The 21720-nt window shown below is 67.0% G+C and carries 25 protein-coding genes and 1 pseudogene; all 26 read right to left on the reverse strand.

Going from position 1 to position 21720, the window contains the following annotated elements; all coding sequences use genetic code 11:
- Positions 1 to 37: 37 nt before the first annotated feature.
- The 26 genes and pseudogenes from cysE to fabD all read right to left on the reverse strand — a co-directional run bounded on the left by cysE (position 38) and on the right by fabD (position 21604).
- Positions 38 to 847 carry a serine O-acetyltransferase gene (gene cysE / locus ACFSUD_RS09830; protein ID WP_386373892.1) on the reverse strand — a complete coding sequence of 270 codons (810 nt, stop codon included), beginning with the start codon at positions 845 to 847 and terminating at the stop codon, positions 38 to 40.
- The gene (locus ACFSUD_RS09835) at positions 762 to 1241 is read right to left on the reverse strand and encodes a DUF7742 family protein (RefSeq protein WP_386373894.1); all 480 of its coding nucleotides are present in this window, start codon (positions 1239 to 1241) and stop codon (positions 762 to 764) included. The genes cysE and ACFSUD_RS09835 overlap by 86 nt, the downstream gene beginning before the upstream one ends.
- Positions 1241 to 5172: pseudogene (locus ACFSUD_RS09840) on the reverse strand (baseplate multidomain protein megatron). Before ACFSUD_RS09840 ends, ACFSUD_RS09835 begins: the two are co-directional and overlap by 1 nt.
- Positions 5172 to 5612: a peptidase gene (locus tag ACFSUD_RS09845; RefSeq protein WP_386373896.1), complete on the reverse strand. Its 441-nt coding sequence runs from the start codon at positions 5610 to 5612 to the stop codon at positions 5172 to 5174. Before ACFSUD_RS09845 ends, ACFSUD_RS09840 begins: the two are co-directional and overlap by 1 nt.
- Complete coding sequence (locus tag ACFSUD_RS09850) at positions 5609 to 6496, reverse strand: DUF2163 domain-containing protein (protein WP_386373898.1); 888 nt, start codon at positions 6494 to 6496, stop codon at positions 5609 to 5611. Before ACFSUD_RS09850 ends, ACFSUD_RS09845 begins: the two co-directional genes overlap by 4 nt.
- On the reverse strand, positions 6496 to 7128 hold the full coding sequence (locus ACFSUD_RS09855) for a phage distal tail protein, Rcc01695 family (RefSeq protein WP_386373900.1): 633 nt from the start codon (positions 7126 to 7128) through the stop codon (positions 6496 to 6498). Before ACFSUD_RS09855 ends, ACFSUD_RS09850 begins: the two co-directional genes overlap by 1 nt.
- Before the next feature lie 15 nt (positions 7129 to 7143).
- Positions 7144 to 7803, reverse strand: coding sequence for a phage tail tape measure protein (locus ACFSUD_RS09860; RefSeq protein ID WP_386373902.1), 660 nt, complete (start codon positions 7801 to 7803; stop codon positions 7144 to 7146).
- Positions 7790 to 8008, reverse strand: a complete 219-nt coding sequence (locus tag ACFSUD_RS09865) for a rcc01693 family protein (protein WP_386373904.1) — start codon at positions 8006 to 8008, stop codon at positions 7790 to 7792. Before ACFSUD_RS09865 ends, ACFSUD_RS09860 begins: the two co-directional genes overlap by 14 nt.
- Positions 8005 to 8325, reverse strand: a complete 321-nt coding sequence (locus ACFSUD_RS09870) for a gene transfer agent family protein (RefSeq protein ID WP_386373906.1) — start codon at positions 8323 to 8325, stop codon at positions 8005 to 8007. The genes ACFSUD_RS09865 and ACFSUD_RS09870 overlap by 4 nt, the downstream gene beginning before the upstream one ends.
- Entirely contained in the window at positions 8322 to 8744 is a 423-nt protein-coding gene (locus ACFSUD_RS09875) for a phage major tail protein, TP901-1 family (RefSeq protein WP_386373908.1), read from the reverse strand. The genes ACFSUD_RS09870 and ACFSUD_RS09875 overlap by 4 nt, the downstream gene beginning before the upstream one ends.
- 42 nt (positions 8745 to 8786) lie before the next feature.
- A complete protein-coding gene (locus ACFSUD_RS09880) occupies positions 8787 to 9197 on the reverse strand; it encodes a DUF3168 domain-containing protein (RefSeq protein WP_386373909.1) in 411 nt (136 codons plus the stop codon).
- A complete protein-coding gene (locus ACFSUD_RS09885; RefSeq protein WP_386373911.1) occupies positions 9194 to 9532 on the reverse strand; it encodes a head-tail adaptor protein in 339 nt (112 codons plus the stop codon). The genes ACFSUD_RS09880 and ACFSUD_RS09885 overlap by 4 nt, the downstream gene beginning before the upstream one ends.
- Entirely contained in the window at positions 9529 to 10128 is a 600-nt protein-coding gene (locus ACFSUD_RS09890; RefSeq protein WP_386373913.1) for a head-tail connector protein, read from the reverse strand. The genes ACFSUD_RS09885 and ACFSUD_RS09890 overlap by 4 nt, the downstream gene beginning before the upstream one ends.
- 156 nt (positions 10129 to 10284) lie before the next feature.
- A complete protein-coding gene (locus ACFSUD_RS09895) occupies positions 10285 to 11454 on the reverse strand; it encodes a phage major capsid protein (RefSeq protein WP_386373914.1) in 1170 nt (389 codons plus the stop codon).
- Positions 11455 to 11491: 37 nt separating this feature from the next.
- On the reverse strand, positions 11492 to 12100 hold the full coding sequence (locus tag ACFSUD_RS09900; RefSeq protein ID WP_386373916.1) for an HK97 family phage prohead protease: 609 nt from the start codon (positions 12098 to 12100) through the stop codon (positions 11492 to 11494).
- 24 nt (positions 12101 to 12124) lie between these two features.
- Positions 12125 to 12349 carry a GTA head formation protein, RCAP_rcc01685 family gene (locus ACFSUD_RS09905; RefSeq protein WP_386373917.1) on the reverse strand — a complete coding sequence of 75 codons (225 nt, stop codon included), beginning with the start codon at positions 12347 to 12349 and terminating at the stop codon, positions 12125 to 12127.
- Positions 12342 to 13535: a phage portal protein gene (locus ACFSUD_RS09910; protein WP_386373919.1), complete on the reverse strand. Its 1194-nt coding sequence runs from the start codon at positions 13533 to 13535 to the stop codon at positions 12342 to 12344. Before ACFSUD_RS09910 ends, ACFSUD_RS09905 begins: the two co-directional genes overlap by 8 nt.
- A 134-nt stretch (positions 13536 to 13669) precedes the next feature.
- Positions 13670 to 15040, reverse strand: a complete 1371-nt coding sequence (locus ACFSUD_RS09915; protein ID WP_386374135.1) for a DNA-packaging protein — start codon at positions 15038 to 15040, stop codon at positions 13670 to 13672.
- Positions 14949 to 15293 (reverse strand): hypothetical protein, encoded by a 345-nt coding sequence (locus ACFSUD_RS09920; RefSeq protein ID WP_386373921.1) that lies wholly within the window; start codon positions 15291 to 15293, stop codon positions 14949 to 14951. Before ACFSUD_RS09920 ends, ACFSUD_RS09915 begins: the two co-directional genes overlap by 92 nt.
- A gap of 270 nt (positions 15294 to 15563) precedes the next feature.
- On the reverse strand, positions 15564 to 16748 hold the full coding sequence (gene mltG / locus ACFSUD_RS09925) for an endolytic transglycosylase MltG (protein WP_386373923.1): 1185 nt from the start codon (positions 16746 to 16748) through the stop codon (positions 15564 to 15566).
- On the reverse strand, positions 16748 to 18007 hold the full coding sequence (fabF, locus tag ACFSUD_RS09930; protein ID WP_386373925.1) for a beta-ketoacyl-ACP synthase II: 1260 nt from the start codon (positions 18005 to 18007) through the stop codon (positions 16748 to 16750). Before fabF ends, mltG begins: the two co-directional genes overlap by 1 nt.
- Before the next feature lie 127 nt (positions 18008 to 18134).
- The gene (locus ACFSUD_RS09935; protein ID WP_386373927.1) at positions 18135 to 18668 is read right to left on the reverse strand and encodes a GNAT family N-acetyltransferase; all 534 of its coding nucleotides are present in this window, start codon (positions 18666 to 18668) and stop codon (positions 18135 to 18137) included.
- A 169-nt stretch (positions 18669 to 18837) separates the two neighbouring features.
- The gene (locus tag ACFSUD_RS09940; RefSeq protein WP_386373928.1) at positions 18838 to 19071 is read right to left on the reverse strand and encodes an acyl carrier protein; all 234 of its coding nucleotides are present in this window, start codon (positions 19069 to 19071) and stop codon (positions 18838 to 18840) included.
- Positions 19072 to 19272: 201 nt separating this feature from the next.
- Positions 19273 to 20010: a 3-oxoacyl-[acyl-carrier-protein] reductase gene (fabG, locus tag ACFSUD_RS09945; RefSeq protein WP_386373930.1), complete on the reverse strand. Its 738-nt coding sequence runs from the start codon at positions 20008 to 20010 to the stop codon at positions 19273 to 19275.
- A 77-nt stretch (positions 20011 to 20087) separates the two neighbouring features.
- Positions 20088 to 20675, reverse strand: a complete 588-nt coding sequence (locus ACFSUD_RS09950; RefSeq protein ID WP_386373932.1) for a hypothetical protein — start codon at positions 20673 to 20675, stop codon at positions 20088 to 20090.
- On the reverse strand, positions 20672 to 21604 hold the full coding sequence (gene fabD / locus ACFSUD_RS09955) for an ACP S-malonyltransferase (RefSeq protein WP_386373934.1): 933 nt from the start codon (positions 21602 to 21604) through the stop codon (positions 20672 to 20674). The genes ACFSUD_RS09950 and fabD overlap by 4 nt, the downstream gene beginning before the upstream one ends.
- Positions 21605 to 21720: the final 116 nt, after the last annotated feature.

Raw genomic sequence — 21720 nt, forward strand, 5'->3', positions numbered from 1 at the left:
TTAACCCCGGCTTTTATATTCTACTCCAGCACTGCGCCTATTCGTGCGGCCCCAGCATGTGGTTCATCGAGACCGACGGCTGATCGCAACCCGCCTCGCCCACGATCCGCGCCGGGATACCGGCGACCGTCTTGCAGGCGGGCACCGGCTCCAGCACCACGGACCCGGCGGCGATCCGGCTGCACGGCCCGACCGTGATATTGCCCAACACCTTGGCCCCGGCCCCGATCAGCACGCCATTGCCGATTTTCGGGTGCCGGTCTTCCTCTTCCTTGCCGGTCCCGCCCAGCGTCACCGAATGCAGCATCGAGACATTGTCCCCGACCACCGCCGTTTCACCGATGACGATGGAATGGGCGTGGTCGATCATGATCCCCTTGCCGATCCTTGCCGCCGGGTGGATATCGACCCCGAAAATCTCGCTCACCCGCATCTGGATGAAATAGGCCAGGTCGCGCTTGCCCTGCTTCCACAGGTAATGCCCGACACGATAGGCCTGAACCGCCTGATAGCCCTTGAAATAGAGGATCGGCTGCAACAGCCGGTGACAGGCCGGGTCGCGTTCATAGATCGCCGCCAGATCGGCCCGTGCTGCGGCGACAAGCCCGCCATCGGCCGCATAGGCCTGTTCGACCATCTCGCGCACCACCATCATCGACATCTCGTTGGAGGCCAGCTTTGCCGCGATCCGGTAGGACAGCGCCTTCTCGATCGATTTGTGATGCAGGATACAGGCATGCACGAAACCGCCGATCAGCGGTTCATCCTCGACCGCCTGCTGCGCTTCCCGCAGGATCTGGTCCCAGACCGGGTCCATCTTCGCGATATTTCTGCTTGGTTCGGCCATTGTCGGTCCTTCTCTGTCCAGACTTTACCTCATGCCGCATCGGAAAACCAAACGCAAACCGACTCGTTTCCTGTTTCTCATGTGGGACGATCCGGCGATCTTGCAAGGTTTCGCCGCCGCGCCGTGCCGCCAGCGCCTGCAGAACCAGCAGCAGGCAGGCGCAATAGTCAGGTTGATTCACCCGCGGTTCATCCGCCCAATCCCGCCGCCGCGCGGCCGCCAGCAAGGTGCCGTTGCCCCATAGCGGATGCATGCGGCCGAGCCGCCGGGTGAAGCGATCCGCCCAATCCGCCTCGCGCAGCATTGTCTCGCAAAGCGCCGGACGCTCATCGCGCGGCACAAGCAACAAGGCCCGCGCCGCGGCGATCAGATCGCTGTGCAGCACCGCCCGCATCAAAGCGCGATCCGCAACGCGCGTTCCGGCCCGGCCCCGTAGCGCGCCGAGACCTGCGCCACCGTGATCACCACCGCACCGCCCTCCGGCGCATCCGTACCCTGTTCCGCCGCGTCATAGGTCCAGCGTGGCACATCGAGCATCACCTCGCGCAATACCGCGCCATCCCTCATCACCCGCAGCCGGTAGAGCTCGCTCTCCTCCCCGAGCGGCACTTCCAACGCCTCCCAGCCATCGCCCTCAACCCGCGTGCGCCGGATCCAGCTCAGCGCCAGATCACCATTGCCCTGCCGCGCAGCACCGAGATGACAGGGCGCATAGGGGCGCAGCCCCTGACCCGTGAAAGCCTCGACCAGATGCCGGTAGGAAGGATCCTCATAACCCCGGAGCGCCGGACCGACGCGGTACTGCTGCGCGATGTTGCGCAAGGAGGGGCTGAGCGCGATCTGCCTCGGCCGCCCGTCCAGCAATACGAAATAGGATCCTTCCGGCCAGACCTCGGGCATCACCCCGTCACTGCCCGCCTGCCCGCGCAACCGCCGGTCCAGCAGCCAGGTCCGCGGCGCGATCAGCTCCGCCTCGCCAAACTGGAACACTTCCCAGTTGCCGGGCGTCCCGTCGCCGATCGCCGCGAGATTGGCGCCGTTCAGCAGCGCCGCCTCGCTCACCGATTGCAATTGCCCCGCCACCAGTTCCACGTGCAAGGCCGCGCCATGATCGAACCGCCCCGCAGGCGCGCGCAACAGCGCGTTCCGCGTCACCCCGATCACCGAACGCGCCGCGATGACGCTGTTGAGCTGGTAATCGGCATCGCTTTCCGATTGATACAACGCCACCGAGCCCGGCCAGCTCTGCCCGCTCACCGCAAGGTGCGGCGCGTGGGGGGCCTCGTCGCCGTGCAGCAACGGCAGGTCGAGGAACAGCGGCAGCACCGGCACCGGCGCCGCAAAGGGGCGCAGCCGCACCCGCTCATCCTCGAAAGACACGGGATCATAGACCTGCGGCTCGATCCGCACCGCCTCGATCAGCTGCATCTCCGCCTGTTCGACCCGGTCGATCCGATAGCGCCCCGGCCCTTCGCCCCCCTCTCCCGGCAGTTCGATCACATCCCCCGCGCCCAGCGCCAGCCACGAGGGCGGCAGAGCCAGCCGCAGGCTCTCGCGCGCCACCCGCGCCTCGGTCAGCCAGCGTTCGCTGACCTGCCGCCCCTCCGCGCGGGTCACATCATGTTCAGCTCCGACACCGCCACCGCATGACTCACCTCATCCGCCAGCACCGCCTCCTCGGCAATCGTGTCGAAATCCCCGTCCGCCTGCACGAACCGCAGCCGCACCCGGCCCGAGATCTCCGCCTCCGCCTCCCGGCGCTCCTCGACGCGCCCTTCAAGCTCATCGCTCACCGCCAGCGCATCGCGCGCCAAAGGCACCGGATCGCAGCCGTCGCGCATCCGGAACTGCAGCGTCCCGTCGCGCTCGATCGCATCGAACCCGAAGCGCAGCATCAGCGGTTGCAAAGCCGCGCGCGCATCCCCCACCTGCTCCACCGCATAGCCGCGCACGTAGCCATAGAGCCCGCTGGCGTCATAGGCTTCCAGCCCGGCGCGGCGGCAGATCTCTCCCACGACCGAGGCCAGAGACCGCGCCGAGACACGCCCGTTGATCCAATGCCCGCGCGCGTAATTCTCCCCGTCGCTCCACAGCCTGTCGTTATTGGGAAAGGCCGGATAGGGCCGCGCGTCCCAGGCCCAGACGAAGGCCCGCCCCATGTCGATCATCGCGCCACCATATTCAGGCGATACCGGGTTATTTTCCGCCTGCCCCCAGTAATCCACCATGGCGCGCAGATATTGCATCTGCATCAGCTCGTCCCGCGCGCCGGTGGAGTGATGCGGCAGGCGGCTCTCCGAGCTCTTGGCATCGAGAAACTTGTTGGGCTGGTTCGCCCCCTTGTCCACCGCCGCGCAGCCATATTCGGTAAACCAGATCGGTTTCGACATTGGTTGCCAATCGGTCGCCGCCGCCTGCCTCACCCCGCCGATGCGCTCGTGATGCTCATTCTCCCACCAGCCGCGCAGATCCTTGTAGCGATAGACCCAAGGCTCTCCCGCCAACCCGTCGCTGATCGCCGTGCGGATCTGCGCCGCGCGCGCCTCGGGCGAATGGTAATACCAATCATAACCCTCGCCGCCCTCGATATTGCTCTGCAGGTATTCGAGCCCGTAGATCGACGGCCAGTCCTGCCCGTCAAGATGTCCCTCCTCCTCCCGCCAGTCCGCCAGCGGCATGTAATTGTCGATCCCGATGAAATCGATATTCTCGTCGGCCCAGAGCGGGTCGAGATGGAAATAGCGGTCACCGCTGCCATCCTGCGGCTGATAGCCGAAATATTCCGACCAATCTGCCGCATAGCTCAGCTTCACCTCCGGCCCCAGCAGCGCGCGCACCTCCGCCGCAAGGGCACGCAACCGCGCGACGCTGACAAACGCCCCGCCAGCCCCCCTGATCTGCGTCAGCCCGCGCGTCTCCGAGCCGATGCAAAAGGCCTCGACCCCGCCCGCCGCCGCGCAAAGCGCCGCATAATGCAGGATGAACCGCGAGAAGCTCCATTCCTGGGGCCCATGATAGCTCACCAATCCTTGCGAAATGGTAAAATCCGCGGCCACGGCGCTGCCGAAAAACGCCGCAACCTCGGCCTCTGCCGCCGCCGTGCCATCCGGGCTCCCGTCCTGCCCCGGCGCCTTTGACAGCGTGATCCGTCCGCGCCAGGGCAGCACCGGCTGGCTCTCCGCCGCGCTATAGGGGTCGGGCAGCATGTTGTCGGCAAGCTGCTCCATCAGGATGAAGGGATAGAACATCACCGCCTTGCCCGCCGCCTGCATCGCATGGATCGCCTCGATCACCGACGCATCACACGGCGTGCCGCCATAGACCGGCCGCCCCTCCTGCAAACCCATCTCTTCGGCGGCCCCTCGGCTCACCCCCGCCACACGCCAGGGCATCTCCTCGCCCTCGACCTCCTTGTCCAGCACCTTCGGGCGGATGCGACATTCGCCGCAGCGCAGATCATCGCCGAACCAGGACACCACCAGCGATACTGCCTCGAGATTCGGCAATTCCCCGGTCAGGCTCTCCAGACTCACCGCAAAATCGCTCTTGCCCGCCGGGGTCGAGATATTCGCACTCCAGCGCGCCCCCGGCCCCTGCATGTAGTTCACTGGGCGGGCGGCCAGCGCATATTCCCCGGTACCGGGGATCAACGCCACCCCCTGCAGCCAGTGGGCCGGTGCGTGCTCCCAACCAGGCGCACCGCGCTGCTCGGGGCGCATCACCTCGAAGGAAAACTGCGGCACCCGGTTGCCGAACCGCGTCAGCGGCAGATCCTCCATCACCACATAGGCCGTCCCGCGATAGGCCGGAACCATATCCGCCCCCTCCACCGCCGCGATGACCGGGTCAGGCAGTTGCTCACGGCTGCCGGTATAGACCCGCATGTTCAACTCATCCGGCGCCACCTCCGCCCCGTCGGCCCAGACCCGGCCGACCCGGCTGATCTCTCCCTCGCAGAGCGCGATCGCAAGGCTCACCGAATAGCTGTATTCGCTCGTTTGCGGCGCCTGTCGCGCCCCCTTGCCACCGCCCGATACCTGCACGCGCTCGGCAAAGTCCGAGGCCCAGATCACCTGCCCGCCGAGCCGCATCCGGCCATAGACCTGCGCAATCGCCGCGCCTTCCCCGGCCGATGTCACGCGAAAGCGATCGACCCGGCCGGTCTCGACCGCCTGCCCGCCCTGCCCGAGCAACCGCTGGTCCACCACCCGCCCCAGGCTCGCGCCCAACGCCCGGCCCACCGCCACCGAGGACAACCCCGCCAGCGTGCCGCCCATCGAGCCGCCGACAGCCGCCCCCGCCGCAGAAAGTAAGATTGTCGCCATCAGCCTGTCTCCCCCGGAAATTCGAACCGCGCCACGATGCGCCGCCGCCAGGGCGCGCCAAGCGGGCTCTCCACCACGCCGCGCCCGCTATAGGCATGGATGAAACTGGCCCGCGCCCCGACCCGCCCCATGATGCCAAGATGCTTGGCCACCGCCCCGGCGCGCATCCGAAACAGCAGCACATCCCCCGGCGCCTCATCGCCCGGCGCCTTGACGGCCAGATGCCGCGCCGCCGCCGCCCAAAGCAGCTCCTGCCCCTGTGGTTCCGACCAATCCATCGAATAGGGCGGGATGGGCTCCGGCTCCGCGCCGCAAAGCTCGCGCCACACCCCGCGCAGCAGCCCCAGACAATCGCACCCGGCGGCCCGCGCCGAGCATTGATGTACATAAGGCGTCCCGATCCAGCGCCGCGCCGCCGCCACCACATCCCGCCCATTCATCTGAGCGACCCGCCATTGTTGGCGCCCCCGGAGCGCGGCACCGCCACCACCCAATCTTCAGACGGGAGATCGGGAAAGCCTTGAAAGTTCAGCAGATTGTCGAACTTCAGCCGACAGGTCTCCATCCGCCTGTCACAGCCCGCTACCAACCGCAGCGCCACCCCCGGCACCAACACGCCGCGGATCGGCTCCCAGAGCTCGATCACCCGCTCCCCCGCGTCGCTGTAATCCTGCTTGATCATCCCCCAGAGCCCCGCCGCAGGGCCCTCCAGCACCTCAAGCCGCCCGTGCGCGAACCAGCCAGCGTCAAAGCCCGCGAAGCTGTTCCAGCGAAACTCCCGGCCCTCGTGATGTGCCTGCAATGCCAGCGTCTGTGCATAGCCCGGCGTGGCGAGATCGAAGCGACACTCGCCATCCCCCAAGACAGCGCTGCAAGGCTTCTGATAGACCCGCCCCAGCGGCCGGTTCAGCGCCTCGCTCAGCCCGCGCAGCTCGGCGCGAAACGCCCCATCAACCCGGCGCAGCTCGCCGATGCTGCCGCGAAACTGCAGATGCCGCTGCGCCGGATCAGCCCAGTTCACCAGCCAGGCCAGCACCTCGGCCCCGTCAAAGCGCCCCTGCTCGATCTCATCCTCACGGATCGCATCCGCACTGAGCGCGCCCATCGCCTCGCTGTTGTCCACCGCCAGCCCGGTGCTCTGCGCCAGCGCCCGTGCGCTCAACCCGCTGTCGGCACGAAACTCCATCCCGTCAAAGCGTAAAGGCAGGTCATGATCGGTAAACCCGAACCACTCCCCGTCACTGCGGATGATCGCCCAGGCATGACACAATGTCGTCAATCCACCCGCCAGATGCGCGCCCAGCGCGTTTTCCAGCCCCGCCATCAGACCCGCACCTCGATCACCGGCACATTCGGCACCTGCCCGGCCTGAAACGACGCCACCGAGGTCAGGATCCGGTCGGTGTCAAATCGCACCGGCACGTCAAATTCATAACCCGCGAAGATCTCCACCCCGGGATCGGGCGGATGATCGAAACGGATCACGCCCCGCGCCGCATCGACCTCGTATTCCACGCCCTCGCGCAGCTCATCCTGCGCCAGCCCGACCCGCACGCTGCCCGCCACCGGCTTGGTGATCGGGCGGCGGTATTCCTGCGCCCCGGAGCGATAGACCTTCACCAGCTGGAACGCCTCCTGCACCCCGTTGCCGAAGCCGAGGCTCTGGTCATCGAACACCGGCGCGGCGGAGGCGGCACCGGATCTGTAATCCGACCAATCCTTCCAGCGAAAACCGTACATCTGCCCCATCCGCGCTTCGAAAAACGCGATCAGCACCTGAATGTCGTCGATCGACCGCATCCCCAGCCCCGCGTCATAGATCCGCCGCGAATGGGCCCAGGGCGTGTTGCGCTCCTCGAACCCGTTGGTTAGGCTCACCACATCGGTGCGCCGCTGCGGCCCGCCGACCGAGCCGAAGCTCAGGCTCGGTGGAAATCGTATCTCATGAAAATCCATCAGTCTGCTCTCCCCTCACCGATTGCGATTGCCGACGTTCAACGCCCGGCTCATCTGCGCCGCGATCTGGCTCTGACTGCGCTGAAACCCCTGCACATCCGGCGTGCTGATGTTCATTACGACGCTCACCGGCGCAGCCCCGGCGCCGCGCACGCCAAGCTTGCCGTCCGGCCCCCGTGCCAGCGGCATGATCGCCTCCGGCCCGGCCTCGCCCATCAGGCCCATACCGTTGCGCATCGGGAAAGCCGTCGCGCTGCTTACCACACCGCCCTGCGCGAAAGGCGTCACCCGCCCCTGCTGAAACGCCCCGCCCTGCGCGAAGGGCAGCACCCCCTGCATCAGCGTATTGACCCCCTGACTCACCAGCCCGCCGAAATGATCGCTGACCGGTTTCATCGCGGCGTTGTAAGTGGTGTTGACCATCGACTGCGCCATGCCCTGCAACGCGTCCGACAGCTTCATCCCGTCCAGCACCACCCCGTCAAAAGCCCGCCGCAGCCCCCGGCTCAGGCCGCGTTCCAGCACCGCCACATCCTTGCCGGTCGCCGCCAAGGCGCTGCGCATCCGGCGCAACTCGCTGTCAAAACCGCTGATCAGCGCCCCGGTCTGCGCCAGGGTGGCATTTAGCGCCTCGGCGCTGTCCTCCAACCCGTCAATATCCTCATGCTCCGCCATCCTGTCTCGCCTCCTTGTCATCGGGATAGGCCGCCATCAGCGCGGCCAGCCCGGCGCCCAGCAACGGCGCCTCGCGCCCCGGCGTGCCCAGCATCAGCTGCAGTTCCACCGGGCTCAGCGCCCAGAACTCGACGGGCCGCAGCCCCAGCCCGCACAATCCGGCCCGCATCAGCGCCGCCCAGTCAAGTCGCCCGCCGCTACTCATCCCGGCTCCGTGAAGGCCCGTGCCAGCAGCTCCGCCGCCACCCGCGCCGCTACCATCGGACCGCCCTCGATCTCGCCCTGCGCCAGCTGCGCCGCGCTCACCGGTGCACGCCCGCCCCGCAGCCCCGCCGCCAGCAGCGTGAGCACATCACGGCTGGTGAACCGGTTCCCCTCGAACCGCTCCACCAGCGCCACCAGCGACGGTTCCGCAAGGCTCTCCTCCAGCTCCGCCAGCGCCCCGAGGGTCAGCCGCGCCACATGCCGCTCCCCGTCGATCACCAGCGCCACCTCACCGCGCCAGGGGTTCACCCCGCTCATGGCGTCACATCGGCGGTAAAGCCGAGCTGTCCCGCCGATTGCAGGCTCAGCTCATAGGTCGCCTCGCCATTCAGCGTCCCGGCATATTCCAGCGCCGCCACCTGGAACGGCCCCTCGACCACCCCGAAATCGGGAATGATGATCTGGAAATCCGGCGTCAGCCCGTCAAAGAACAACTGCCGCGCCCGCTCATCCGTGCCCGCATCGCGAAACACCCCCGAGCCCGAGATCGCCGCCGAGCGCACCCCGGCCCCGGCCAGCAGCTCGCGCCAGCCCCCGGCGGAATCCAGCGATGTCACATCCACCGTCTCGGCGTTGAAACTCACCCGCGTCGCCCGCAGCCCGGCAATCGTCTCGAATTGCCCGTCGCTGGTCATGTCCACCTTGACCAGAAGGTCCTTGCCCGCCTGTACCGCCATTCCTCATCTCCTCAATCTGTCTCAAATTTGCCGCCGACAGCCTCAGCCATCCTCGATCCGCGCGCGAAACCGCAGGTCGATCCGCCGCGCGCCTCCCGCCTCGATCCGCGCCGCCCGCGCCCGTTCGAAAACCAGGCTGACCAGCCGCCCCCGGCTCAGGTTCAGCGCCGCGTCGTGCAGCGCTTCGCTCACCAATCCGGCTGCCGTCTTCGCCGCGCCAAACCCCGCGGCGCTGCACACCACCGTGACCGTGAAGCGATGCCAGGACCCCGCGCCGCTGCCATCCGAGGCATCGCGCACCACCTCCTCGCCGATCTGCACGTAAACTTCCGGTAAAACCCCGCCCGGCTGCGCGTCATAAACCGCGTCCCCGATCAGCGCGCCGAGCGCGGCATCCCCCCGCAGCGCGTCATAGACCGCCACCTGCAATGCCAATGAAACCCCATAGCTCACAGCCCCACCTCCTCTTGTGCAAAACAGCTCAGATAGCGCCCCTCGGGGTCACGCTCCGCCACCGCCTCGATGCTGAAAATCCGCGCGCCATCGCGAAACCGCTGCCCGGGCACCGGCCGCTCCTGCGCGCCCACCGGTGCGCCGCGCACCACGATCTTGTAGGCCATCCTGCCGGTCGGCACCCCGGCCTCATGGCTCGCCCGCCCGGTGCGCAGGCTCACCTCGGCCCAAAGCGTGCCAAGCGCCGTCCAGCCCTGCACATGCCCCCCGGCACCGTCACTCCCCCGCATCGGCGCTTCCAGCACCAGCGCCCGGTTGAGCCGCGGCGCGTTCATCGCACACCCCCGGCACGCAGGCGCAGCCTCTTGTAACGCTCGATCAGACTGCTCACCCCGAACGGCATGCAGCCATCGCTGAGCCCGACATCATGGCGATATTCGTAATAATGCGCCGCCAGCATCAGCACCGCCTGCTGAAGATCCGCAGGCAACGCCTCCCAGCCCTCGCCGAACCCGGCGACGAACTCGATCCGCACCGCCCCGGCACTGGGGATCGCAGGCAGACAGGCCCCGACCGAGCGCAGCCGCGGATACTGCTGATCGCGCTCCAGCCAGTAACTGTCGCCCGCAAGATCGCTCTGCACCCCGTCCCGATTGACCAGCACCACCCGCGTCACCTCGACCACCGGCGCCACTGGCAGCACCTGCGCCGCGGCGTCGCGCCAGAAAGTCAGCGACCAGGAAAACGCGCGGCTGATCAGCACCTTGCCGGTACGCGCCTCGATCGCCGTCAGGGCTGCCCGCAGAAAGCTGCGCAGCACCGGATCCTGCAGCTGCGCCTGACCAAAGCCGCTGCCCAGACGCAGATGCGCCTTGAACGCCTCCACCGGCAGGGCCGCATCCGGCACGCTCGTCTCTTCGGTCAACATCATGAAACTCTCCAAATTTCCTCGCCCCCGGCCCGCGCGCCAATCCCGGACGCGCGAAGCCCTGCACTGCCCGGTCGGAGGGAGCAGCTAGACAATGCAGGTCTCGCCCCGCGCGCCCGGCCGGGGGTGAGGTTCCCCCGCCCCCGGATCCGGCCTGGTTCAGGCCAGACCGAATTTCAGCAGCTTGATCGCGGCAAAATCGCTCACATCCCCGCCGACCCGCTTGGTCGCGTAGAACAGCACATGCGGCTTGGCGCTGAACGGATCGCGCAGGATGCGCAGGTCCGGGCGTTCGGCCACCGTGTAACCGGCGTTGAAATCACCGAAGGCCACCGCGAAGGAATTGCTGCTCACATCGGGCATGTCCTCGGCCACCAGCACCGGATAGCCCAGCAGCCGCGCAGGCTCCCCGGCGGCCAGCCCGTCCGACCACAGGAACCGCCCGTCCGCATCCTTCAGCTTGCGGATCACCCCGGCGGTCTTCGAGCTCATGACGAAGCTCGCATTGGCCCGGTACTGCGCCCCCAGCGCATAGACCAGATCGATGATCGCCTCCGGATCGAGCCCGCCGTCAATCCCGGTCGCCACGTAGCCCAGACGCCCCCAGCTCCAGCTCTGGTTGTCCTCGGCTGGGTGAGCCAGAAACCCCTTCGGCTTGTCGATCCCGTCACCGCTGACAAAGGCCTGCGCCTCGGCCCGGGCAAACTTGTCTGCAATACGCCCGGCGAGCCAGCCCTCGATATCAAACGCGCTGTCATCCAGCAGCCGCTGGCTTGCCTTGGGCAAAGCACTCAGCTCATGCAGCGGGATAGTGATCCGGTCGATCTGCGGCGTGTCGCTCTCACTGCGCGCGCCATTCTCAGTGGCCCAGCCCGCGCCGACATCGCTGTGATCGATCAACACGTCGTATGACGTCGCCTCGACTTGTACCACCGAGGCAATCGCCCGGATCGAAGCCGTCGCATTCAGCACCGACTGCACCCGGTCCGAGGTCTGCGGATCGACCAGATAGCCGCCATCCGAATTGACCGCGCCCGACAGCGCCTTGCCCTCCATCTCAAGCCCGCGCAGGCCATCATCGTCGCCATTGCGCAGATAGGCGCTGAACGCCTTCTGATGCGGCGCCTCCCCGGGGTTCCCGCTGCCCAGCGGGGTGCGTGCGGGCATCCTCATCTTGCGGTCCATCATGCTCATTCGCTCTTCATTCTGTTGCAATTTTCTCTCCACTTCGGCCCTGTAACCGTTGAAATCACTGACAAAGCCGCTCACCGCCTGCCGCACTTCCTCGACCGGCGACAGCTCTGCCGCCCGCGTCTCGCTCTCACTCATCCGCTCTTCCCCATTTGGTTGATCCTGACCGACACGCTCAGCGCGCCAGACACGCCCGCGCCGTCTCGAAGCTCGCCGCCATGCCGCGCAACACCTCACCCAGCGCGACAAAATCGCCCTTCGCCCCGACCCGCGCCCTCGGCAGCATCGGAAAGGTCACCAGCGACACTTCCCAAAGCTCCAGCTCCGACAGCAGCCGCCGCCCCTTGGCATCCTTGTCGGCCCTGACCGTGCGATAGCCGATGCTGAGCCCGTCGATCGCCCCGGCCCCGACCAGCGCCGCGGCCTCGCGTCCCCCCGCCACGCTGTCGAGGATGCGCCCCTTGACCCAGAGCCCGCGCCCATCCTCGCGCACCTCTTCCCAGACCCCGATCGGCTGGCCCGGATCATGCTGCCAGAGCATCTTGACGCAGCGCCCGGCCGCCGCCAGCGCGCCCAGCGAGGCCGCATAGGCCCCCGGCGCCACCACGTCGCCGCCCTGATCGACCTCTCCGAAAAGACTGGCATAGCCGCTGATCTCGACCCCGTCGCTGACCTCCAGCGCCCCGCCGAATCGGGCAGACTTGTGCTCCAGCCCGCCCTGCCCATCGGGCAATTCTCTCCCGGTCCCGCGCGCCTGCGGCGGGTCAATACTGTCCATTTCCATGACAACTCCTCTGAATCTCGCGCCCTAGGGCACCACCGCCAGCACCGACTGCACCGCCTGCGCCAGGATCCCCGCAACCACCCCGTAAAGCGCCAGCCACAAGCGTCGCTCCAGCCGCTCCATCACCACTTCGAGCCGGGCAAACCGGTTGAGCAGGTTCTCGTGATGAATTTCGCTGACCCGTTCATGCGCCTGCAACCGCAGCCCCGGCGCGCAGTCAAACCGTTCATAGCGCGGCGCCTCATGCATCGGCGGCCTCGCTCGGCAAGCCAAGCAGGCTACGCTTCTCCGCCTCGCTGAGGAACTCCGCCCGGCTCACCCGCGCCCATTGCGCATCGCGTTCCGCCGACAGGGCAGGCACCTGGTCGAGATCGGGCTTCACCTCGACCCCCGCCCCGGCATGGGCCGACAGCCAGCTTGCCAGCGCCGCCGTCACCCGGCTCGCCAGCGGCAACACGGTTAGCCGGTAGAACGCCCGATGCGCCTCCTGATAATTGGCATAGGTCGCATCCCCCTGCACCCCGATCAGCATCGGCGGCACGCCGAAGGCCAGCGCGATCTCGCGCGCCGCGGCCTCCTTGGTCTTCTGAAATGCCATGTCGCTGGGCGAAAACCCCATCGGCTTCCAGTCCAGCCCGCCTTCCAGCAGCATCGGCCGCCCGGCATTGCGCGCGCCCTGATGATGGCTCTCCATCTCGCTAAGCAGCCGGTCGTATTGCTCATCGCTAAGCCTGCCCTGCCCCTCGGCCCCGCGATAGACGATCGCCCCCGAAGGCCGCGCCGCATTGTCAAGCAGCGCCTTCGACCAGCGCGAGGCAGAATTATGCACATCCATCGCCATCGCCGCCGCCTGCAACGGGCTGAACCCGTAATGATCGTCCTGGGGATGAAAATTGCGGATATGACAGATCGGCCCGGCCGCGTCTCCGGCGTCAAACCGGTGCTTGGCCCCGCCGACCGCATATTCATACCCCACCGGCCAGCCGTCCGACCCCGGCACCACCGAAACCCGGTCCGAGCGCAGCACATGCAGCTCCAGCGGCAAGCCGGCCCCGCCGCCGACCGCCTCGACATAGCCATTGCCCGACAACAGCAGCTGCGCATAGAGCGCCTCCAGCAACTCCGCCCGACCCTGCCCGCCATTCGGCCGCGACAGCAGCTCGGCGAGCGGATGCGTCTCGTAGCGCCGCGCGCCATCCTGCACCACCAGCGGCAGCGCCGCCGCCGCCTCGGCGATCAGCTTGACCGAGCGATAGCCCACCGGATTGCCGCAAAAGCCGCTCCGCGTCAGGCTCACCGCATCGCGCGGGCTCCAGGCGACGCGACCCGCGCTGTGATAGGCCACGACCTTCCCGGTGGCCGAGGCCTTGCGCTCCGGCGCCGACGCCGCGCCCTGCCGCGCCTCCGCCCCGCGTCGAAGAAAATCAAAAACCATGTCGCGCTCCTCATCTGCTCCACCTGCCGCCCCGAAGTCCCGTTCCACCCGGCGCAATCACACTTTGCCAAAAAAGCCTTAACGCCTGCGGAAGCGACCGGGCGCTGCCCCGCGCAACACCCGGTCGCGCCCTTTCACAGAAACCGCAGCCCCGGCGCGCGCCAATGCGCCGCCGGTTCGATCATCAGCTCATGCAACGCCCAGACCAGCGCATCGACCCGGTCGGGCGAGCCCGCCCCCTCGAAGCCCCGCGCCGTCATCCGGCACATCTGATCCTCCAGCGCCTCCAGCCCGCGCAGATGCCTCACCCGGCCCTGTTCATAAAGCGCCGCCACCGGCTCGGCCCGCGCGACCTTGCCCCGGCTGGCGTGGACGGATTTCAGCGGCACCAGCGGATCGACCCCGCGCAGCACCTCGCTAACCATCTGCCCGCCCTGATTGACCTCCGCCACCAGCCGGTCCGCGCCGAAACGTTCCATGGCGCTGATCGCCGCACGCGCCCAATTGCCGGGCGTGGCCCCCTGCACGGTACAATCGGCCAGCACCACCGCACGCCAATCCTGCGGCGGTCCCTTGCACTGCGCCCCGACCACGACGATCCCGCATTCATCGGACCCCTTGCCACTGCTCGCCGCCGGGTCGAGCCCGACCACGATCCGGTCGAGCGGCGGCGCCTCACCCAGCCGCCCCGCCTCCAGCATCTCGCTGGTCCAAAGCGCCCCCTCCGCATCGGCCAGCAACACGCCGTCAAGCTCCTGCCGCCCCAGCCGCGTACCGCGATAGCGCGCCCGCACCTCCTCCAGAAACGAACCCGCGAGATTCGCCGCATTGGCCTCGGTCGGCGCCTGCGTCAGCACCGTCGAGTCGGCCTCCAGCAATTCCTTCAGCACCTCCACATTGCGCGGCGTCGTGGTCACGCAGACCTGCGGCCGCTCCCCCAGCCGCAACGCGAATTGCAACTGGTCCCAGGTCTCGCGCCCGCGCTTCCACTTCGCCAGCTCATCGACCCAGGCGGCATCGAACTGCGGCCCGCGCAGACCGTCCGGGTCATGCGCCGTACGCACGCTGGCCACGGCGCCATTGGGCCAGATCAGCCGCTTGCGGCTGGCCTCCCAATCCGGGCGCCGGTCCGGCGGGCTGCAGGCCAATATGCCGCTGTCACCGAACACCATCACCTCGCGCACCTGCTCGATGGTCTCCCCGACCAGAGCCACCCGCGCGCAGGGACCGGGATCGAGCGGACGCGCCCCCTCGACCTTTGCGCGCACCCATTCGGCCCCGGCCCGGGTCTTCCCGGCACCGCGCCCGCCCATCACCACCCAGGCCCGCCAATCGCCCTCCGGCGGCAATTGATGCGGCAGCGCCCAGAACTCGAACAAGAAAGGGAGAGCCAGAAGCTCTCCCTCGTCCAGTTCACTCAGGAACCTCTCCTGCGTTGCCACATCGGCGCAGCCGATCCAGCTTGCACCCGATCTCAGCCCGGGCCCGATCGAGATCGAGCGCATAGCTTCCACGGGCAATGCCCGCCCGTCTGTTACGGCATTCATTCAGCGTGTTCTCCGCTTTCAGGCAATGCGCCAACAGCCCCGAGACCTGACCCAGGGGCTTGGACATCGCGGTTTCCCTGATCTCCTCCCCGGACCGAGCCTGTTGCGACAGGCTTTCGATTTCTCGACGCAATTCCGCGATGGCGGCCTGCAGGGACCGCAGGATCTCCGCGCTCTCGGCCACGTCCTGTTCCGGGGTAATCATAGTCATGATGCTCTACCTCTCGTTTGGATCCCTCCAACCGAGCCGACATGGAAAAGCGGCCGCCGGGGTCACCCCCGGGGCCGCTGCCCATCTCTTCCAGCATGTCACAAACTGTGCCTTACAGCGGTCGCAAAGTCAAGGAAAACAAGGTTAACAACACCTTGCAAACCCGTGCGATCATTAAGATTTCCCTAATGACACCGCTAAGACGCTGATCTCGCTATGGTCCCCGCGGGGAACCGGGCCGAGACGGTGTTGCGCCGTCCCGGCAGCCGCTCAATTGCCGCCCGTCGAGGCGTTGCCCGCCGCCTCGGCGCCGCGCTCCGCCTCGATCTGACGCCAGCGCGCGACGTTGCGGTTGTGCTCATCCAGCGTCTCGGCAAAGGCATGACCGCCGGTGCCATCGGCCACGAAGAAGACGAAATCCGTCTCGGCCGGCTGCGCCGCCGCCATCAGGCTCGCCCGGCCCGGATTGGCGATCGGCGTGGGCGGCAGCCCTTCGATCACATAGGTGTTCCAGGGCGTCTCCTTGCGCAGTTCCGAGCGCCGCAGCCCCCGGCCCAGCACGCCCTCGCCCTTGGTCAGCCCGTAGATCACCGTCGGGTCGGTCTGCAGACGCATCCCCTGATTGAGCCGGTTGACGAAGACGCTGGCGACCTGCTCACGCTCCTCGGCCACCCCGGTCTCCTTCTCGACGATGGAGGCCAGCACCAGCAGCTCTTCGGGTGTCTCCACCGGCAATTCCGGGCTGCGCGCCTCCCAGGCCGCGGCCAGCTGCGCCGCCTGCGCCTCCTGCATCTGCGCGAGCAACGCCGCGCGCTTGTCCCCCGGTCGCACCTCGTAGCTGTCCGGCGCGAGCAGCCCCTCGGCGGGCACCTCCTCGATCTCGCCTTCCAGCAGATCAACGCCGTTCAGCCCCTGCACCACCTGCCAGCTCGTCACGCCCTCGGCGAGCGCGATGCGGAAGCGCGTGTCGGCCTTCTCCTTGGTCTCCTCATAGGCCTCGGGCACGTCCTCCTCGCCGGGGCTGAACTCCGCCCGCTCGACGAAACGGTTGCTCGACGGATCGAGCTCGCGCACCTGCACCGAGATCCGGTTCACCCCGATGCGATACACCACCTCGGTGCCGCAGGTGCTCGCGCCGCCCTTGGTCAGCACATCGACGATCTCGCGCATCGACTGCTCCGGCTGCACGAGGAAGGACCCGGCCTTGAGCTGCCCGGACTTCTCCTCATATTCCGCGCCGATGCGGAAGATCGGCGCCGAGCTGACCGCGCCCTGTTCTTCGAGATTCTGGCTGACCTTGCGCATGTTCGCCCCGCGCTCGACCTGCACGCAGATCGCCTGGCTCAGCGGGCCGGGGTTTTCATATTGGGACTTGCCCCAGAGGATCAGACCGCCCAGCAGGAACAGGGCAACCAGCAAGAAGGTCACCCCGTTGGACGCAATATGTCGCCACATTATGAGACTTTCCCGAACAGCACGCTCGCGTTGGTGCCGCCAAAGCCGAAGGAATTGCTCAGGGCCACGTTGATTTCGCGCTCCACCTTCTTGTTGGGGGCCAGATCGATCGGCGTCTCGACCGCCGGATTATCGAGGTTGATGGTCGGCGGCGCCACCTGATCGCGGATCGCCAGGATCGAGAAGATCGCCTCGATCGCCCCCGCCGCGCCGAGCAGATGTCCGGTCGAGGATTTGGTCGAGGACATGGTCACCTTGCCCGCATGCTTGCCCAATATCCGCTCGACCGCGCCGAGCTCGATCGTGTCGGCCATGGTCGAGGTGCCATGGGCGTTGATGTAGTCTATCGCCTCCGGCGCCAGCTTCGCCCGCTTCAGCGCCGCGCGCATCGACCGTTCGGCGCCCTCGCCATCCTCGGAGGGCGCGGTGATGTGATAGGCGTCGCCGGAAAGACCATAGCCCAGCACCTCGGCATAGATCTTGGCCCCGCGCGCCTTGGCATGTTCGTATTCCTCCAGCACCACCATGCCGGCCCCCTCGCCCATGACGAAACCGTCGCGGTCCACGTCATAGGGGCGGCTGGCCTTCTGCGGATCGTCGCCCCGCTTGGTGGAGAGCGCCTTGCAGGCGTTGAACCCGGCCATGCCGATCTCGCAGATCGCCGCTTCGGCACCGCCCGCGATCATCACATCGGCGTCATCGAGCTGGATCAGCCGCGCCGCATCGCCGATCGCATGGGCGCCGGTCGAACAGGCGGTCACCACCGAATGGTTCGGCCCGCGGAAATTGTAGCGGATCGAGACATGGCCGGAGATCAGGTTGATCAGCGCCCCGGGCACGAAGAACGGGCTCACCCGGCGCGGCCCGCGCTCCTTCATCATCACGGCGGTATTGGCGATCGAGTTCAGGCCACCGATGCCCGAGCCGATCAGCACGCCGGTGCGCTCCTGGCCCTCGTCATCCTGCGGCAGCCAGCCGGAATCCTCGACCGCCTGCTGCGCGGCGGCCATGCCGAAGAGGATGAAGGTATCGACCTTGCGCTGCTCCTTGGGCTCCATATAGGCATCGGCGTTGAACGTGTCGTCGCTGCCATCGCCAAGCGGCACTTCGCAGGCATATTGGGTGACCAGGTTGCTGGCATCGAAACCGGTGATCGGACCGGCGCCCGACTGACCGTCCAGCAGACGGCGCCAGGTCGCCTCGACCCCGTCCGCCAGCGGCGACACCATTCCCATTCCTGTCACAACAACTCTGCGCATATCCAAGCCCCTTGGTGTTCTCTTGCGTTGACCGGCTATACATTGCAGCCGCCCGTTTGTTCAAGTGCGCGCCCGCGCCCGATGGCAGACCGGCGCCGGTGAATCGCCTGAAATGACTCGGATAAGTTTAGACCGGCGGACCCTTGCGTGTCATCAATCTCACCGCCATTCCCTCCACCTCGACCTCGCGCAGCGCGACATATCCGAGCGTCTCGGCAATGCGCAGCGACTGGGCATTGTCGGCAGCGACCATGCAGACGGTGCGCCCGGCGATCACCCGGTCGAACCATTCATGCGCCGCCCGCGCCGCCTCGAGCCCGAGCCCGGCCCCGCGGGTCTGCGGCTCGATCACCCAGGCGGCCTCGGGAAACGGGTCGAAATCATCGCCGAGCCCGCGGGCGCCGAAATAGAACCCGGTCTGCCCGGCCATGTCGCGCCGCCCATGCATCTGCACCGCCCATTGGCCGAAACCGGTGATCTGCCAATGACCGGCGTTGCGCAGGAACGCATCCCAGGAGCGCGCCTTGGGCCAGGGCTTGCCGGAAATATGCGACACCACCGCCGGGCTCGCCCAGATCTCGGCGAAACGCGGGAAATCCTCCGCGCGCATCGCCCGCAGGGTCAGCCGGTTGGTGTTGATCGTCGGTATGCTGCGCGCCATGTCTGGTGAATTGCCTTCACGCTTGAATTGCTGCCTCGCCCCATGCTGCCGCAATCACCGCCCCCGGAGCAAGGGCCGAGACCGCCGCATATGAAAAAACGGCGCCTTTCCCGGGGGAACAGCGCCGTTTTTCGCATCACGATCCCGCCCTGGCGGGATGCCGGTGATCTCAGGAAGCTTCCTTGATGAACTTCACCGCATCGCCGAAGGTCTGGATGTTCTCGGCGGCGTCATCGGGGATCTCGATGCCGAATTCTTCTTCGAAGGCCATGACCAGCTCGACGGTGTCGAGGCTGTCCGCGCCGAGATCGTCGATGAACGACGCGTTCTCGGTCACTTTTTCCTCTTCCACACCCAGGTGCTCAACCACGATCTTTTTTACGCGCTCTGCGACGTCGCTCATAACAAGTCCTCATGTCTTCGGGCCAATGGGCCCCTTTTGGTTTCCGCAGGCCCCGCTGAGAGACCCTTGGAGGATGCCCCAAAAGGGGCGGCTAAATCCCTTGTTTGCACAAGGTATGGGGGCAATCAAGCACCCGTAGAACTGAATCTGCGCCCCCTTTAGCACATGATACTGGGGACGCAAACGCAATTGCAGCGACGCCTACAACATGGCCATGCCGCCGTTCACATGCAAGGTACTGCCGGTCAGATAGGCCGCCTCCTCGCTGGCGAGATAGACCACGGCCGAGGCGATCTCGCCCGGCTCGCCCATGCGACCGGCGGGAATTTGTCCCATGATTCCCGCCTTTTGCTCGTCGTTGAGCTTGTCGGTCATGGCCGTGGCGATGAATCCGGGCGCCACGGTATTGACGGTGATACCGCGGCTTGCGACCTCATAGGCGAGCGATTTACCCATCCCGACCATGCCGGCCTTTGACGCAGCGTAATTGGCCTGCCCGGGGTTGCCGGTGGCGCCGACGATCGAGGAGATATTCACGATCCGTCCCCAGCGCGCCTTCATCATGCCGCGCATCACGCCCTTGCAGAGCTTGAAAGTGGCGGTGAGATTGACGTTGATCACCGAATTCCACTCGTCATCGGACATCCGCATGAACAGGTTGTCGCGGGTGATCCCGGCGTTGTTGACCAGGATATCGACCGAGCCCATCGCCTCGGCCGCCTGTTTGGGCAGCGCCTCGACCGCGTCCATGTCGCTCAGGTTGCAGGGCAGCACATGGGCGCGTTCGCCCAGCTCGTCGGCCAGTGCCTGCAGCGGCTCGACCCGCGTACCCGACAGGCCGACGGTGGCGCCCCGTGCATGCAGCGCCCGTGCGATCTCGGCCCCGATCCCGCCCGAAGCCCCGGTGATCAGCGCGTTCTTTCCTGTCAAATCAAACATCTGTCTCTCTCAGTCCATTGTCGTTCTTGAATGTTCATCCATGGACATTGCCCATGGCTATCGTCGTCAGGCCCGGTTCACGGCGCTTCGATCGGCCGGGTCAGCAGCCCGAAGTCGCGTATCTCATGCTCGCGCAGCAGATACATCCCCTCCGACGGCGCCGCTCGCAGGGTGAACCAGTAAAACGCGTCCTGCCCCAGCATATCCGCCACGTAGCGCCGGTTCAGCGCGTGTTTCGGCGAGGTGGCCGGATAATCCGCCCCGTCGCGCAGGCTGTCGCGCCAGGAATGCACCCCGATCACCGCGCCGCGGATCATAGTCCTCTCGACCCCCGAAAGAAACAGCATCACCGCACCGGAGAATATCTGGCTGTCGCCGTCAAGATGCGTGTCGAGCCCGGCGCGGCGCAGCCGGTAGCCCATCTCGATCATCGCCGCGTCATCGACGGAACCATCGACATTGCGCTCCACCAGCGTAGTGATCTGCGGATTGGCGGCGAGCACCCGGGCAAACTGGCGCGGCGTGGCGCTGGTGATCGTGCCCGACATCAGCAGGCGCGACCCGGCAACGCGAAACTCGGTCGATTCCAGGTAATTGGCGGCGAGGTTGCAACTGCTCAGCGCGAGCAGCGCAACCAGCGCCAGGGCCGCGCGGCGGGCGATCACGCTTCGTTGACCGCCGCCACTTCCGCCGCCGTGCCGAAGGTCCGGGTGGCGAGGCTCTTGTCGATGCGCCGGATCATCCCGCTCAGCGCCTTGCCCGCGCCGATCTCCCAGGTTTCGGTGACGCCATGCGCGGCCATCCATTCCACCGAGGTACGCCAGCGCACCCTGCCGGTGACCTGATCGACGAGCAGCGAGCGGATCAGCGGCGCGGCGCCGACGCCCGCGGCCAGCACATTGGCGACCAGCGGCACCGCCGGGTCGTTGAATTCCACGTTATCGAGCGCGCTCGCCATCTCGGCGGCGGCGGGCATCATCAGCGTGCAGTGGAACGGCGCCGAGACCGGCAGCATCAGCGCCCGCTTGGCCCCGGCCTCCTTGGCCAGCGCCACGGCACGTTCGACCGCCGCCTTGTTGCCCGACACGACATTCTGCGCCGGGTCGTTCTCGTTGGCCACCTGGCAGATCTCGCCCTGCGCCGCTTCCTGGGCGATCTTCGCCGCCTGCTCGAAGCTCAGCCCGAGCAGCGCCGCCATGGCGCCCTCGCCGACCGGCACGGCGTTCTGCATCGCCCGGCCGCGGATCCGCAGCAGCCGCGCGGTATCGGCCAGCGACACGGTACCCGCCGCGCAGAGCGCTGAATATTCGCCCAGCGAATGACCCGCAACATAGCTTGCCCGCTCGATCCCGACCCCCTCGGCCTTGAGCGCCGCCATCGCCGCCATGGACGTGGCCATCAGCGCCGGCTGGGCGTTCTCGGTCAGGGTCAGTGTCTCGATATCGCCCTCCCAGATCGTCGCGGACAATTTCTCGCCGAGCGCCTCGTCAACCTCGTCAAAGACCGCCTTTGCGGCGGGATAGGCCTCGGCCAGCTCGCGGCCCATGCCGATGCTCTGGGCGCCCTGCCCGGGAAATACGAATGCGATGCTCATTGGGACCTCTAACTTGCGATGGGCAATGATGTATCCTGCAGAGCCTCGGCAAACAAGCCTGCACGGGACCTGTGCGCCAATCGCCATTGCGCCGCCACCGCGCGTCCCTATGTTGC

Origin of the sequence: Sulfitobacter aestuarii, assembly GCF_042685005.1 — a bacterium.
GTDB lineage: Bacteria > Pseudomonadota > Alphaproteobacteria > Rhodobacterales > Rhodobacteraceae > Sulfitobacter > Sulfitobacter aestuarii.